The organism is Corynebacterium frankenforstense DSM 45800, from assembly GCF_001941485.1.
GTDB lineage: Bacteria > Actinomycetota > Actinomycetes > Mycobacteriales > Mycobacteriaceae > Corynebacterium > Corynebacterium frankenforstense.
In genome coordinates, this window is the sequence record NZ_CP009247.1 from 1 (window position 1) to 15,308 (window position 15,308).

The window sequence follows — 15,308 nt, forward strand, 5'->3', positions numbered from 1 at the left end:
GTGCAGGCGAGCGGGAGACCCCGCCCGCCGTGTGGTCCGTGCGGGTCCCCGCACGGAGGAGAACGACAAGACGGGAGAGACGTGGCTGACGGTAAGCAGGCACTGGAGCAGACGTGGCGGGAGGTCGTCGCGGAACTCGTCGGCGCCTCCGAGCGCCCCGATTCCGGCATCCCGCCGCTGAACCACAAGCAGCGGGCCTTCCTCGCGCTCGCCAAGCCGATCGTGCTGGTCGACGGCTACGTGCTGCTGGCGACCCCGCACCAGATGGCCAAGCAGGTCGTCGAGAACGAGCTCGGCGAGCAGATCACCCGGGTGCTCAGCGAGCGCATGCACCGGCCCTGCTCGCTGGCCGTCTCGGTCGACCCGCAGGCCGCCCACCGCGAGACCGAGGAGGCCCACGCCGTCGCCGACGCGGCCTCCGCGCCCGTCGACTCGGTCATCGGACAGAACCCGGCCGCCCCGCAGAATGCCGGCCAGACCGGCCAGGCAGGCAGCCCTGCCGCAGCCGGCTTCGACGCCGGGGAGAACGCCGGTGGCTTTCCGGGCGCCGGGGCCCCGACCGAGCAGCGCCAGGCGCCGCACCAGAGCGAGGCGTTCGACCTGACCTCCTCGCCGGCGGCCTTCCACGACCCGGAGGCCCAGGCCGGCGGCCCGGCTCAGTCAGGCACCCCGACCCAGGAGCAGCGCCGCAACGAGGCACCGCAGCAGACCGAGGTGCCGGGATACGGCGAGCAGACCGGCTTCACCCCCGGCTCGGGACCCGGTTCCGACCCCTCGGGCTTCGGTGGCGCCCCCACCAGGCAGAACGACTACAACTCGGGCTTTTCGGCCCCGGGCGCCGCAGGCGCCCCGACCCCCACGCCCACCCGGCGGGATCCGGCGACGGGGACCGGCGGGGCGTCGGCAATCAACGGCGCACCCCGGCAGACCGAGGCCGGCGGCTGGCGGCAGAGCTACAGCGGCGAGGCCGCGCAACGCCTGCCGCGCGAGCAGCCGGCGCACGACCCGAACCGCGAGACCTCGCTGAACCCGCGCTACACCTTCGAGTCCTTCGTCATCGGCTCGTCGAACCGCTTCGCCAACGGCGCCGCGGTCGCCGTGGCCGAGAATCCCGCCCGCGCATACAACCCGCTGTTCATCTCCGGCGGGTCCGGACTGGGCAAGACGCACCTGCTGCACGCCGCCGGCAACTACGCCAAACTGCTGCAGCCGAGCCTGCGCATCAAGTACGTCTCGTCGGAGGAGTTCACCAACGACTACATCAACTCGGTGCGTGACGACCGGCAGGAGTCCTTCAAGCGGCGCTACCGCAACCTCGACATCCTGATGGTCGACGACATCCAGTTCCTGCAGGGCAAGGAGGGCACGCAGGAGGAGTTCTTCCACACCTTCAACGCGCTGCACCAGGCCAACAAGCAGATCATCCTGTCCTCGGACCGCCCGCCGAAGGAGCTGACCACCCTCGAGGACCGCCTGCGCACCCGCTTCCAGGCCGGGCTGATCGCGGACATCCAGCCGCCGGACCTGGAGACGCGCATCGCGATCCTGATGAAGAAGGCGGAGGCCGACGGCACGCGCGTCGAGCGCGACGTGCTCGAACTGATCGCCAGCCGCTTCGAGAGCTCCATCCGTGAGCTCGAGGGCGCGCTGGTGCGTGTCTCGGCGTACTCCTCGCTGATCAAGGAGCCGATCGACCTGGCCAACGCCGAGGTCGCGCTGCGCGACATCCTGCCCGACCCGCAGGACGTGGTGATCACGGCCTCGACGATCATCGAGACCACCGCCGAGCACTTCGGGATCTCGACGGCGACCCTGTGCGGCACCGGCAAGACCCGCGCGGTCACGCACGCCCGCCAGCTGGGCATGTACCTGTGCCGCGAGCTGACCGACCTGTCGCTGCCGAAGATCGGCGACCAGTTCGGCGGCAAGGACCACACGACCGTGATGTACGCCGACCGGAAGATCCGCAAGGAGATGACGGAGAAGCGCGACACCTACGACGAGATCCAGTCGCTGACCCAGAAGATCAAGAACGCGGGGCGCGCCTCGATCTAGCAGGGGATGGCTCGAGGCGGGCTCCGGACCGCCGGGGTCGGATTCGGTCCGGGCCCGGACCGGGCTGAGTTGGCTGGCCGGGGCTGGCCGGCCGGCTTTGGGCCGTTGCTCGCGGAACGCTGAGCCCGCCGGCGAATCGGCTGAGCTCCGCTGAACCCGTCGGCTAGCTCCGTCGAGCCCACCGATACCCGTCCGGATGACACGATCCGGGCGGGTTTTCGTGTACCCGGGCGGGTTTTCGCATGCCCGGGCGGGGGCCTGGGGACCGCGGTGCAGGTGAGGCCGGTGGGACTGGCGGGGCGGGGGAGAGGGCTCCGGGTGCGACCAGGGCCCGGTCCGGGGCCTGATCGAGGGACCGCACCCGACTTTTTGTGTCATCGCGTGAGGCGCGATCGGCGTTTTCCCAGTTCAAAATCGACCGCTGATCCCGGCGTGACACAAAAAGTCTGTGCATCCGCCGGAAGGGGCGGCTCCCGAGCCGGCCCCGGGCCGAATCAGGGTTCCCCGACCCCTCGCGAGCCCGCACCAGGCCGGAACCAGCGCAGCGCCCCCGCGCCGACCCGCTCGAGCCAGGCCTATCCACCCGAGCCAAGCCCATCCACCCGAGCCAGCCCGCCCGAGACCGGCCCACCCGCCCGACTATCCACAGTGTCCACAGAGTTCTCCACAGCCGTGTAATTACAAGAATGTAAGTCAGAGATTTCTGTCATCCCGGTCACGCCGCCGGACCCACCGCAGCACCCCGCGCCCGCGACCTGCGGAACCACAAAAACCCAGGTCGCGAGATGTGGACAAGTGGCCCGCCGGCGGGGGAGAGACGGTGGATGGATTGTGAATGACAAGACCTTCCCGGAAGTTGTCCACAGGGGCCCCGAGTTATGCACAAATCGTCCACACCGCGACGCACATCCATGATTTTGTGGTTTACCTCGACCGGGACGCCTCGATCCACAGACTCAACAGGACCTACTGCGGTTACCAAGAAAATTACTTGTAATTCCTAAGAAGAAAGAGGGGGTTGAGGATCGAACGGACCGGGCCCTCGGCGCCACGCGGCGCCCCGGGGCCCGGACGAGCCGGCCTCGCCGGCCGTCAAAGACCGCCCGGCAAATGACATGAAGTTCCGTCGCCCCGACCGAACCGGTAGTTTGGAGTTGTTGTCATTCGCTGCCCCGGCCGTCCCCGCGGCCGGCGGCCCGGGATCACGAGGGAGCAGGTGCCGAAAATGGAGTCACAAGGGGTCTCGTTCCGTGTGGCCAAGGACGACTTCGCCGACGCGGTCGCCTGGGTCGCCCGCAGCCTGCCGAGCAAGGCGGCCCAGCCCGTGCTTCGTGCCATGGTCATCACCGCAGGCGACGAGGGCCTTGAGCTGGCCGGATTCGACTACGAGGTCTCCACGCGGGTGCGCGTGGCGGCCGACGTCGAGCAGCCCGGCGTCATCGCCGTGGCCGGCAAGCTGATCGCGGAGATCACCGGTTCGCTGCCGAACAAGCCCGTCGACGTGCGCCTGCAGGACACGACCGTGTCGGTCGACTGCGGCGCCTCGCACTTCGAGCTGCCCCTGATCCCGCTCGACGACTACCCGAAGCTGCCTGAGCTGCCCGAGGTCACCGGCACCGTCGACCCGCGGCTGTTCTCCGAGGCCGTCGGCCAGGTCGCCGCCGCCGCGGGCCGCGACGACACCCTGCCGATGCTGACCGGCGTGCACGTCGAGATCCACGGCTCCGAGGTCGTCATGGCCGCCACCGACCGCTTCCGTCTGGCCCGGCGCACCATGGAGTGGCAGCCGAAGTCCCCGGACATCGAGGCCACGCTGCTCATCCCGGCCAAGACTCTGCAGGACAACGCCCGCACCCTGGACAACCAGGTCAGCAGCGACCCGGTCGACATCGCCGTCGGTGCCGGTGACCAGGTCGGCGCAGCCGGCCTCTTCGGCGTGCACACCGACAACCGCGAGACCACCACGCGCATGCTCGACGCGGAGTTCCCGAACATCACCCCGCTGCTGCCCAAGACGCACACCTCGATCGCGACCGTGGAGATCGCCCCGCTGCAGGAGGCGATCCGCCGCGTCTCGCTGGTCACCGACCGCAACGCGCAGATCCGCATGCAGTTCCGCTCCGGCGAGCTGATCCTCTCGGCCGCGGGCACCGACTCCGGCCACGCCGAGGAGTCCCTGCCCTGCGCCTTCACCGGCGCCGACGAGCTGCTCATCGCGTTCAACCCGGGCTACCTCAAGGACGGCCTGGCCGTGGTGCACACCGACCGCGTGGTCTTCGGCTTCACGGAGCCCTCGCGCCCGGCGATCCTCATCCCTGAGCCCGAGGAGCTCCCCGAGGCCGACGCGGAGGGCAACTTCCCGACTCCGGCGACGGACTTCACGTACCTGCTGATGCCCGTGCGCCTGCCGGGTTAGGCGGGCCGGGGTGCGCCTCAGCGAACTCTCCCTGCGCGACTTCCGTTCCTGGCCGCAGCTCAACCTGCATCTCGACGAGGGGGTGACCCTCTTCGTCGGCCGCAACGGCTATGGCAAGACCAACATCATCGAGGCCGTGGGCTACCTGGCCCACCTGTCCTCGCACCGCGTCAACTCGGATGCCGCGCTGGTCCGAGCCGGCGCGGAGAACGCCCGCGTCTCGGCGACCGCGATCAACGAGGGCCGTCAGCTGACCGCCCATCTGCTGCTGAAACCCCGCGGGGCGAACCAGGCGCAGATCAACCGCACCCGCCTGCGCTCCCCGCGTGAGGTGCTCGGCGTGGTGCGCACCGTTCTCTTCGCGCCCGAGGACCTCGCGCTGGTCCGCGGCGAGCCTGCCGAGCGGCGCCGCTACCTCGACGCGATCATCGCCACGCGCACGCCGCGTCTCGCCGGGGTCAAGGCCGACTACGACAAGGTGCTGCGCCAGCGGAACGCCCTGCTGAAGTCGGCCGGCCGGGCGCTGCGCCGCGGTTACGGTTCGGAGGACGGCGCCGCCGCGCTGGTCACCCTGGACACCTGGGACGCGCAGCTGGCCGCGCTCGGTGCGCAGGTCATGCGCGCGCGCATGGACCTGGCCGCCGAGCTCGACCCGCACGTGACCGCGGCGTACGCGCAGATGGCCCCGGGCCCGCGCGCCGCGCACGTCACCTACGCCCCGCGCACCGAGGTCGAGCCCGACGCGGATGTGGCGACCATCGAGGCTGAACTGCTCGCCCACCTGGGCCGCGCGCGCGACAAGGAGATCGACCGCGGCATGAGCCTCGTCGGCCCGCACCGCGACGACCTCTCGGTGACCCTCGGCGACGGCCCGGCCAAGGGCTTCGCCAGCCACGGCGAGACCTGGAGCGTGGCCATCGCGCTGCGCCTCGGCGAATTCCAGCTGCTGCGCGCCGAGGGCACCGACCCGATCCTCATCCTCGACGACGTCTTCGCCGAGCTCGACGCGCAGCGCCGCCGCCAGCTCGTCGCGCTCGCGCAGGAGGTCGAGCAGGTGCTCATCACCGCCGCCGTCGACGAGGACCTGCCCGGCAACCTCGACGGGCTCACCGTCGCGCGCCACGAGATCACCCTCGACGACGACCACCTCTCGCTTCTCGACGCCGCGCCCCACCCCGATGCGGAAGATGGAGCCGTTTCCGGTGGCGCGCCCGCCGCTGACGCGGCGGCCGGAGACGCCGGCAGAGAAGACGTCGCCGAAGACGAAGGCGCTGAAGAAGTGGCCGCCGGTGATGATGCAGCGGGTGGAGTTGGACAGGACGAAGAAGCCGAGGAAGAAACGGCCGAGGAAGAGGAAGGCGGTGACGCCGAGTGAGCGGGAGCGAGCGGGAGAACGCCGCCGAGCCGCAGGCGGGCGGCGACATCATCGCGGAGACCTTCGGTAACCTGCGCCGGCGCGCGGGAGCCGGCAACCGGCACGCGCCGAGCCTGAAGTTCCAGGCCAACGCCCGCTCCGAGGCCAAGGTACCCGGCCTGAAGGAGCCCGAGCGGACCAGGCGCGGCCGGCGCGGGACGAAGAAGCGCCGACGTGGCATCCCCACCGGCGCGGACGGCTACATCGTGCAGCGCCGCCGGGACGTCGACAATGTGGGCAGCCTGCTCAGCCGCGAGATGCACCGCCGCGGCTGGACCGGCCACCTGGCCGACGGCTGGGTCTCCGGGCACTGGGAGGAGCTGGTCGGCGAGAAGATCGCCCAGCACACCCGCGTCGAGATGATCAAGGAGACCACCGTCTTCATCACCTGCGACTCGACGTCGTGGGCGACGAACCTGCGCTACATGCAGCGCCAGATCCTCCAGGAGATCGCCCGCAAGGTCGGGCCTGACGTGATCACGCAGCTGAAGATCTTCGGGCCGAAGGCGCCGAGCTGGCGCAAGGGGCCGCTGCACGTCAAGGGGCGCGGGCCCCGCGACACCTACGGATAGGGTGCGCGACTTCGTCGCGCACCCGGGACCGGGACGCGCACCCGGGACCGGGACGCGCGTCTCTGTGAACGGCCGCGCACCCCGGTGAAGCACGCGAATCAGGGCGCGCAGGCGCCCGGCGGCGAGGTGTGACGAAGACCGATGCATGCGCGACGTCGGAAATTGAACTGGGCAAACGCCATACACGGCCCGTGAGAGGGCCTACGACGCGCGCGAGGGGTCTGCCGGGGGGCGGGTACCGGGGTGTAGACTGGGGCAGTCTAAAAGAAATCTGACCCTTTTGCGGCCGCCGGTCCCGGATCGGCGGCGGTGCGGGGGCCGGATCTCAACGTAACTTCAGCGAGGAGTAACAGGTTCACGTGGCAACCAACGCTGAGCACCACGATTACGACGCCTCATCGATCACCATCCTCGAGGGGCTGGAGGCCGTCCGCAAGCGCCCGGGCATGTACATCGGCTCGACCGGCAAGCGCGGCCTGCACCACCTGGTGTGGGAGGTCGTCGACAACTCGGTCGACGAGGCGATGGCCGGGTACGCGACGAAGGTCGACGTCACCCTGCTCGCCGACGGCGGCATCCAGGTCGTCGACGACGGCCGTGGCATCCCGGTCGAGATGCACGCCTCCGGTGTGCCCACCGTCCAGGTGGTCATGACCCAGCTGCACGCCGGCGGCAAGTTCGACTCCGAGTCCTACGCGGTCTCCGGCGGTCTGCACGGTGTGGGCATCTCCGTGGTCAACGCCCTGTCCACCCGCGTCGAGGCCGACATCAAGCGCGACGGCAAGCACTGGCTGCAGAACTTCCAGAACGCGCTGCCCGACCCGCTGATCGAGGGCGGCAACGCCCGCGGCACCGGCACGACCATCCGCTTCTGGCCGGACGCGGAGATCTTCGAGACCGTCGACTTCGACTTCGAGACGATCTCGCGGCGCCTGCAGGAGATGGCCTTCCTGAACAAGGGCCTGACCATCACGCTGCGCGACGACCGCGCCACCGACGCCGAGCTGGAGCTCGAGGCCCTCGCCGAGGGCGGCGACACGGCCACCAGCCTCGACGAGGTCGACGAGAAGGCCGACGCCGGCGAGGCACCCGCCACGCCGAAGAAGCGTGAGAAGAAGAAGGTCTTCCACTACCCGAACGGCCTGCAGGACTACGTCAACTACCTGAACAACTCCAAGCAGCCGATCCACCCGTCGATCGTCGCGTTCGACGCCGTCGGCGAGGGCCACGAGCTCGAGCTGGCCATGCAGTGGAACAACTCCTTCAAGGAGTCGGTGCACACCTTCGCCAACACCATCAACACGGTCGAGGGCGGCACGCACGAGGAGGGCTTCCGCTCCGCGCTGACCTCCCTGATGAACCGCTACGCGCGGGACCACAAGCTGCTCAAGGAGAAGGACAAGAACCTCACCGGCGACGACTGCCGCGAGGGCATCGCCGCCGTGATCTCCGTGCGCGTCGGCGACCCGCAGTTCGAGGGCCAGACCAAGACCAAGCTGGGCAACACCGAGGTGCGCTCCTTCGTGCAGAAGGCCACCTACGAGCACGTCGGCGACTGGCTCGAGGCCAACCCGGCCGAGGCCAAGGTCATCGTCAACAAGGCGATCTCCTCGGCCCACGCCCGCCAGGCCGCCCGCAAGGCCCGCGACCTGGTGCGCCGCAAGTCCGCCACCGACCTGGGCGGACTGCCCGGCAAGCTGGCCGACTGCCGCTCCAAGGACCCGACACGCTCCGAGCTGTTCATCGTGGAGGGCGACTCGGCCGGTGGCTCCGCCAAGCAGGGCCGCGACTCGATGTACCAGGCCATCCTGCCGCTGCGCGGCAAGATCCTGAACGTGGAGAAGGCGCGCCTCGACCGCGTGCTCAAGAACGCCGAGGTCCAGGCCATCATCACCGCCCTGGGCACCGGCATCCACGACGAGTTCGACATCAACAAGCTGCGCTACCACAAGATCGTGCTGATGGCCGACGCCGACGTCGACGGCCAGCACATCGCCACGCTGCTGCTGACCCTGCTCTTCCGCTTCATGCCGGCGCTCGTCGAGGAGGGCCACGTCTACCTCGCTCAGCCGCCGCTGTACAAGCTGAAGTGGCAGAAGGGCGAGCCCGGCTACGCGTTCTCCGACGCCGACCGCGACAAGCAGCTCGACGAGGGCCGCGGCGCCGGCCGCAAGATCAACACCGACGACGGCATCCAGCGCTACAAGGGCCTCGGCGAGATGAACCCGAACGAGCTGTGGGAGACCACGCTGGACCCGACCACGCGCATCCTGCGCCGCGTCGACCTGCACGACGCGCAGCGTGCCGACGAGCTGTTCTCCATCCTCATGGGTGACGACGTCACGGCCCGCCGCTCCTTCATCACCCGCCGCGCGAAGGACGTCCGCTTCCTGGACATCTAGGGGAGCCCGCGCCCGCGCGAAAGGGGACCGCAGCATTGTGCTGCGGTCCCCTTTTTGGTGTGTGGTCGGTGGACTGCTCAGCTGTTGTCGGCGTGGCGCTGGATGATCCGGCCCAGCTCCGGCACCGCCGGCACGATCAGGCCGTGGGCCCGGCCGCGCACGCCGCGGTAGATGGTCAGAAGCGCCGGGAAGTCCACCCGGTCCGCCCACGAGTCCGAGACCGCCAGCAGCTGCTCGGCGGTGGTGTCGCGACGGGCGTCGAGGAACTGACCGAAGTCGTTGACCTTGCCCACGGAGCCGTGACCTGGGGTTTCGGCTGTTGCGTTATCCCCATGGTTGGCGGATCCAACGGTGGCGTCGGCCTGCGGTTCAGAACCGGCGGTCGCTTCGGCATCTCCGGCCCCGGCATCGTGTCCGGCGGCGTGCTCCCGTCCGGCGCAGAACTGAGTCCACTGCGGGGTCAGCGCCCCGAGGACGTCCGGGATCATCCGGTCTATCACCTTGACCACCACGTCGCGGTCGACGGCACGCGCGGCCTTCATGGTCGTGCGCAACGCCACCCCGCTGACGCCGGTGCGCGAGCGGATGGTCTCCTCGGCCAGATCGCCGAGATCGGCGACGAGTCCGGCGCGGTGCCGGCTCGCCAAAAGGTGCGCCAGCTCGTTCTGCATGAGCTCAACGTCCTTCCGCTCAAAGCTTGGTTGCGGCTCTTCCGCCACAGTCACCCGAGAACTCAATAGTCACATCAGTTAACTGCAACCACAACAGTCTCACACTGTACATGGCCGCCCGGTCGCCGCCCACCATACCGGCGCCGAATCCGCTTCACCCGTCCGCTGCCTCGGACTTCTCCGGGCGCACCGGCACCCCCGTGCTCGGGTACGCGGTCCGAGGCGTCGAAAACGCCGCGTAGACCCCGCGTGCCCCGTACCATCATCGACTGTGACGCACCACACTGAACCGATCATCGTCGACGCAGACATCCCCGACGGCTCCCGCACGCCGGTCAACGTCTTCCCCGGCGGCGAGCGCCCGCTGGTGGTGCTCTGGCCCGGCTTCGGCGTCGGCGCCTCCTACTACCGCCCCATCGCCGCCGAACTCGCCGCGCGCGGTTTCCCCTCCGCCATCGGCGAACTGCGCGGCCAGGGCGCGAGCACCGCCCGCGCCGGCCGCCACGCCAGCTGGGGCTACTTTGAGCTGGCCACCCAGGACTACCGCCTGGTCATCGAGGCCGCCAAGGCCGAGCTCGGCCTCGACGAGTCCCACCCGACCGTCCTGCTCACCCACTCCCTCGGCGGACAGGTCGCCACCGCCTTCCTCGCGCTTGACGACGCCCCGCGGCTCGGCGTCGCCGGCCTCTTCGGCGTGGGCAGCGGCTCGCCGTACTTCCGCACCTTCGAGGGCAACACCCGCGTGCGCATCCGCGTCGGGGCGTCCCTCTTCGCGCTGGGCAACCGCCTCTTCGGCCACTGGCCGGGCGCGATCGCCGGCATCGACCCCGTCGGCTACGGCCGCCAGCCCGCCCGGCTGATGGCCGACTGGCGCCACCTCGCCCTGCACAACAGCTTCGAGCACGTCTTCGACGGCCACGGGGTCGCCGACCACCGCGCCGCCCTGGCCGGGGTCGAGGCGCCGGTGCTGTTCACCCGCTTCGAGAACGACGAGATGTGCCCGCTGGCCTCCTCGCAGGCCCTGGCCGGGCACCTGCCGAACGCGGAGGTCGGCTGCGAGGAGCTGCCCGGCCGGCTGGGCCACAACCGCTGGGCGCGGGAGCCGCAGATCGTCGCCGACCGCTTCGAGCGCTTCCTCGAGGACAACGGGATCTGACCTGCCCCGCCTCCGGGCTCTCGAGCTCGCCTGGTCTGCGGTGGTCAGGCGGCGGAGCCGGCTAACCTGCCGGCCGCTCGTTGCGCGCGGCCAGGACGTCGACGAGCACCGCGGCGAGCACCTCGTTGGCCGAGCGCGTCGGCGTCAGCGGCGCGATCCTGCGGGTCAGCGCCGCCACTGCCCGGGCCTGGGCGTCGCCGTCGGCGTGCACCGGCACGCCGGCCAACCGCGGGGCCGTCGCCCCGGCCAGGGCGGCGAGGCCCGGGTAGTCACGCACGCTCGCGCCGGTGGCCGCGCAGACCTCGTCGGCGACGAGCACCACCTGCCCGAAGCTCAGGCCCCGGATGCGCCGCAGCTCCCCGCCGGACCCGCGGCCCGAGACGTCTTCACCGGCCGTGCTCTCGGCATCGGCCGCACCGCCCTGACCGGCGCCTTCCGGCCCGTTCACCGCAGCCGCTCCTCGGCGGCGGTGTACTCGCGCACGGACTCGCGCGCCAGTTGGACCACCGCGGCGTCGTCAAGCGTCCGCGCGGCGGCGGCGACGATGGCACGCACCGCCGCCTCCCTCTTGCTCGAACCCTGCGCGCGCGCCAGCAGCGCGAGTGCCCGGTCCTCCTCGGCTGAGAGTCGCAACGTCATCGCCATGGGAAAAACGGTACCACTGTGATACCGCACCGGCGCGGATAATCGCTCACACGGGCCTGTGGGGCGTAAGATGGACTTGTTTTAGGCCTCAGAGAAAGGTGAGCATGAGCGACGACATTCTGAGTGGCGATCGCATCCATCCCATCGACATCAACGAGGAGATGGAGACCAGCTACATCGACTACGCCATGAGCGTGATCGTGGGCCGCGCGCTGCCCGAGGTGCGCGACGGCCTCAAGCCGGTGCACCGCCGCATCCTCTACGCGATGTTCGACTCCGGTTACCGCCCGGAGCGCGGCTACGTGAAGTCCGCGCGCCCGGTCTCGGACACCATGGGTCAGTTCCACCCGCACGGCGACAGCGCCATCTACGACACCCTGGTGCGCCTCGCCCAGAGCTGGAACATGCGCTACCCGCTGGTCGACGGCCAGGGCAACTTCGGCTCGCCCGGCAACGACGGCCCGGCCGCCATGCGTTACACGGAGTGCAAGCTGACGCCGCTGGCCATGGAGATGGTCCGCGACATCCGCGAGAACACCGTCGACTTCTCCCCGAACTACGACGGCAAGACCTCCGAGCCGGACGTGCTGCCCTCGCGCGTGCCGAACCTGCTGATGAACGGCTCCGGCGGCATCGCCGTCGGCATGGCGACCAACATCCCGCCGCACAACCTCAACGAGCTGGCCGAGGCCATCTACTGGCTGTTGGCCAACCCGGGCGCCGACGAGAAGGCCGCCCTCGAGGCCTGCATGGAACGCGTCAAGGGCCCCGACTTCCCGACCGCCGGCCTCATCGTCGGCGACCAGGGCATCAAGGACGCCTACACCACCGGCCGCGGCTCGATCCGCATGCGCGGCGTGACTTCCATCGAGGAGGAGGGCAACCGCCAGATCATCGTGATCACCGAGCTGCCCTACCAGGTCAACCCGGACAACCTCATCTCCTCGATCGCCGAGCAGGTCACCAACGGCAAGCTCGCCGGCATCTCCAAGATCGAGGACGAGTCCTCCGACCGCGTGGGCATGCGCATCGTGATCACCCTGAAGCGCGACGCCGTGCCGCGCGTGGTGCTCAACAACCTCTACAAGCACTCGCAGCTGCAGACGAACTTCGGCGCCAACATGCTCTCGATCGTCGACGGGGTGCCGCGCACCCTGCGCCTCGACGAGATGCTGCGCTACTACGTCGCCCACCAGATCGAGGTCATCGTCCGGCGCACCCAGTTCCGCCTGGACAAGGCCGAGGAACGCGCCCACATCCTGCGCGGCCTGGTCAAGGCACTGGACGCCCTCGACGAGGTCATCGCCCTGATCCGCCGTTCCCAGACGGTGGACATCGCCCGGACCGGCCTGATGGAGCTCCTCGACGTCGACCAGGTGCAGGCCGACCACATCCTGGCCATGCAGCTGCGCCGCCTGGCCGCCCTGGAGCGCCAGAAGATCATCGACGAGTTGGCCGAGGTCGAGCGCGAGATCGCCGACCTGAAGGACATCCTGGCCAGCGAGGAGCGCCAGCGCCGCATCGTGCGCGAGGAGCTCGAGGAGATCGTCGAGAAGTACGGCGACGAGCGCCGCACCAAGATCGTCGCGGCCACCGGCGAGGTCTCCGAGGAGGACCTCATCGCCCGCGAGAACGTCGTGGCCACCATCACCTCGACCGGCTACGCCAAGCGCACCAAGGTCGACGCCTACCGCTCGCAGAAGCGCGGCGGCAAGGGCGTGCGCGGCGCCGAGCTCAAGCAGGACGACGTGGTGCGCCACTTCTTCGTGTGCTCCACCCACGACTGGCTGCTGTTCTTCACCAACTTCGGCCGCGTCTACCGGCTCAAGGCCTACGAGCTGCCCGAGGCCGGCCGCGCCGCCCGCGGCCAGCACGTGGCCAACCTCCTGGAGTTCCAGCCGGAGGAGAAGATCGCCCAGGTCATCCAGATCCAGAGCTACGAGGACGCCCCGTACCTGGTGCTGGCCACCGCGCAGGGCCGCGTGAAGAAGTCCCGTCTGGCCGACTACGAGTCCAACCGCTCCGGCGGCCTGATCGCCATCAACCTCCACGAGGGCGACCGCCTGATCGGTGTCGCGCTCTGCGACGAGGAGGACGACCTGCTGCTGGTCTCAGAGGAGGGCCAGGCCATCCGCTTCACCGCCGACGACGAGCAGCTGCGCCCGATGGGCCGCGCCACCGCCGGCGTGAAGGGCATGCGCTTCCGCGGCGACGACCAGCTGCTGGCCATGTGCGTGGTCCGCGACGGCGAGTACCTGCTGGTGGCCACCTCCGGCGGCTACGGCAAGCGCACCTCGCTCGACGAGTACAGCGTCCAGGGCCGCGGCGGCCTCGGCGTGGTGACCTTCAAGTACACCCCGAAGCGCGGCAAGCTCATCGGTGCCCTGGCCGTCGACGAGGACGACGAGATCTTCGCGATCACGACCTCCGGCGGTGTCATCCGCACCGAGGTCAACCAGATCCGGCCCTCGCAGCGCGCCACCATGGGCGTGCGCCTGGTGGACCTGGACAAGAATGTCGAGCTCTTCGCCATCGACAAGAACGTCGAGCACGAGGGCGAGGAGGCCGCCGAGGCCGTGGCCAAGGGCGACGTCGCCGGACCCGCTGACCGCCACCAGGGCGATGAGCCCTCGCTGGAGGACATGCCCGGGGTAGAATCCGACGGCAGTGACGGCGCCTCCGACGACGCCGGGTCCGACAAGGACTAGGACACGGACTGGCCGCACCCGGCCATGACCGGCCGCGCCGGCCCGGGAGCCTCATCCCGGGCCGCCGGCCGCCCCGAGAAGCACGAGAAGCAAAGGACCGGTAACTGACCGTGGCACAGAAGGAAGTAGTGCTCACCCGGGTCTCGCCCATGTCCGCGTTCCGCGTGGCGCTGGCCCTCTCGCTGGTCGCGCTTGTGGCGTGGCTGGTCTGCGTGACGATCCTCTACCTCGGCCTCGCCGCGGCCGGGGTGTGGGAGAACGTCAACTCCGTCATCGGCGGCATCGGCGGTGACGGGATCATCGGCTACGGCATGGTCATCAGCCTCTCCGCCCTCGGCGGGGCGGTGCTGGCCCTGCTGACCACCGCGCTGGCGCCCGTCGGCGCGCTGATCTACAACGCCGTGGTCGACCTCTTCGGCGGCCTCGTCATCGAGGTCCAGGAGAACTAGGCTCCGGGAACCAGGTTCCGGGAACCGGGTTTCGGGAACCAGGTTTCGGGAACCAGGTTTCGGGAACCAGGTTCCGCCGGGTCTCTCCGGCCGGGCCCCGCACCCTCTGGTGCGGGGCCTTCTCCATTGCCGACGTCGCGTACCTCCCGCCTGCCGGTCCCGCCCCGTGGGTGGTGCTTGCCGTCCGCGCGCGGGGTACTTCCTTCGCCCGCGCGGGGTATCGCCGGCCCGCGGGTGCCGCCGGTAAAAACGCAGGTGAAAAGGCGATTTGCCTTTTTCTCGGGGCGATATGTAAAGTGATTTCTCGTTCAACGGGCCTATAGCTCAGTCGGTTAGAGCGCATCGCTGATAACGATGAGGTCGCAAGTTCGATTCTTGCTAGGCCCACCAGAACACCTTGGGGCATTAGCTCAATTGGTAGAGCACCTGCTTTGCAAGCAGGAGGTCAGGAGTTCGATTCTCCTATGCTCCACGGTCAACCGGCACCGTCCGGGCCTTAGCGGCCTGGGCGGTGCCGGTTTTTGTGTGGGGTTTGGGTGTTTCGCCGGGTCAGGTGTGGTTGGCTAGGGGTTTCGTGGGCGTCGGGCGGGGCCAGCCAGGGCAGTACCGCGAAAATGTGTCATGCCAGCCGAGAGGCCCGAAAATGACCTGGGGAAACGTCGGGGGCCGCACACGCGATGACACATTTTTCCGGTGGCCCCCGTTCGATCCGGCTCGCCTGACACGACCCGATCCGCGGCTTGCCTCGACCTGACGGGCCTCAGCCCGCCCCATCCTGCCCACCGGGGAGACGGCAGGTGCAGCTCGTAGCATGAAGCCA

Annotated in this window: 11 protein-coding genes and 2 tRNA genes; 10 read left to right on the top strand and 3 right to left on the bottom strand. The window is 69.6% G+C overall.

What is annotated here, in order from left to right:
- Positions 1-81 precede the first annotated feature (81 nt).
- The 5 genes from dnaA to gyrB all read left to right on the top strand — a co-directional run bounded on the left by dnaA (position 82) and on the right by gyrB (position 8,859).
- Complete coding sequence (dnaA, locus tag CFRA_RS00005) at positions 82-2,055, top strand: chromosomal replication initiator protein DnaA (RefSeq protein ID WP_075662923.1); 1,974 nt, start codon at positions 82-84, stop codon at positions 2,053-2,055.
- A gap of 1,225 nt (positions 2,056-3,280) precedes the next feature.
- Positions 3,281-4,471, top strand: a complete 1,191-nt coding sequence (gene dnaN, locus CFRA_RS00010) for a DNA polymerase III subunit beta (protein ID WP_075662924.1) — start codon at positions 3,281-3,283, stop codon at positions 4,469-4,471.
- Positions 4,472-4,481: 10 nt separating this feature from the next.
- A complete protein-coding gene (gene recF / locus CFRA_RS00015) occupies positions 4,482-5,846 on the top strand; it encodes a DNA replication/repair protein RecF (protein WP_083666723.1) in 1,365 nt (454 codons plus the stop codon).
- Positions 5,843-6,457 carry a DciA family protein gene (locus CFRA_RS00020; RefSeq protein ID WP_075662925.1) on the top strand — a complete coding sequence of 205 codons (615 nt, stop codon included), beginning with the start codon at positions 5,843-5,845 and terminating at the stop codon, positions 6,455-6,457. The genes recF and CFRA_RS00020 overlap by 4 nt, the downstream gene beginning before the upstream one ends.
- A gap of 359 nt (positions 6,458-6,816) precedes the next feature.
- Entirely contained in the window at positions 6,817-8,859 is a 2,043-nt protein-coding gene (gene gyrB, locus CFRA_RS00025) for a DNA topoisomerase (ATP-hydrolyzing) subunit B (RefSeq protein WP_075662926.1), read from the top strand.
- Between the two features lie 77 nt (positions 8,860-8,936).
- On the opposite strand, the gene CFRA_RS00030 is transcribed toward gyrB, so the two are convergent.
- The gene (locus CFRA_RS00030) at positions 8,937-9,530 is read right to left on the bottom strand and encodes a DUF6918 family protein (RefSeq protein WP_075662927.1); all 594 of its coding nucleotides are present in this window, start codon (positions 9,528-9,530) and stop codon (positions 8,937-8,939) included.
- Between the two features lie 271 nt (positions 9,531-9,801).
- Here CFRA_RS00030 and CFRA_RS00035 point away from each other — a divergent pair, with 271 nt between their 5' ends.
- On the top strand, positions 9,802-10,686 hold the full coding sequence (locus tag CFRA_RS00035; protein WP_075662928.1) for an alpha/beta fold hydrolase: 885 nt from the start codon (positions 9,802-9,804) through the stop codon (positions 10,684-10,686).
- Positions 10,687-10,747: 61 nt separating this feature from the next.
- On the opposite strand, the gene CFRA_RS00040 is transcribed toward CFRA_RS00035, so the two are convergent.
- Positions 10,748-11,134, bottom strand: a complete 387-nt coding sequence (locus CFRA_RS00040; RefSeq protein WP_083666724.1) for a hypothetical protein — start codon at positions 11,132-11,134, stop codon at positions 10,748-10,750.
- Positions 11,131-11,331: a CopG family transcriptional regulator gene (locus CFRA_RS00045; protein ID WP_075662929.1), complete on the bottom strand. Its 201-nt coding sequence runs from the start codon at positions 11,329-11,331 to the stop codon at positions 11,131-11,133. The genes CFRA_RS00040 and CFRA_RS00045 overlap by 4 nt, the downstream gene beginning before the upstream one ends.
- 104 nt (positions 11,332-11,435) lie before the next feature.
- On the opposite strand from CFRA_RS00045, the gene gyrA reads away from it, so the two are divergent.
- The 4 genes from gyrA to CFRA_RS00065 all read left to right on the top strand — a co-directional run bounded on the left by gyrA (position 11,436) and on the right by CFRA_RS00065 (position 14,960).
- Positions 11,436-14,039, top strand: a complete 2,604-nt coding sequence (gene gyrA / locus CFRA_RS00050) for a DNA gyrase subunit A (protein ID WP_075662930.1) — start codon at positions 11,436-11,438, stop codon at positions 14,037-14,039.
- A gap of 110 nt (positions 14,040-14,149) precedes the next feature.
- Positions 14,150-14,488 carry a DUF3566 domain-containing protein gene (locus CFRA_RS00055; protein ID WP_075662931.1) on the top strand — a complete coding sequence of 113 codons (339 nt, stop codon included), beginning with the start codon at positions 14,150-14,152 and terminating at the stop codon, positions 14,486-14,488.
- A 313-nt stretch (positions 14,489-14,801) separates the two neighbouring features.
- Positions 14,802-14,878, top strand: a tRNA-Ile gene (locus tag CFRA_RS00060).
- Positions 14,879-14,887: 9 nt separating this feature from the next.
- Positions 14,888-14,960: transfer RNA gene (locus CFRA_RS00065), tRNA-Ala, on the top strand.
- Positions 14,961-15,308: the final 348 nt, after the last annotated feature.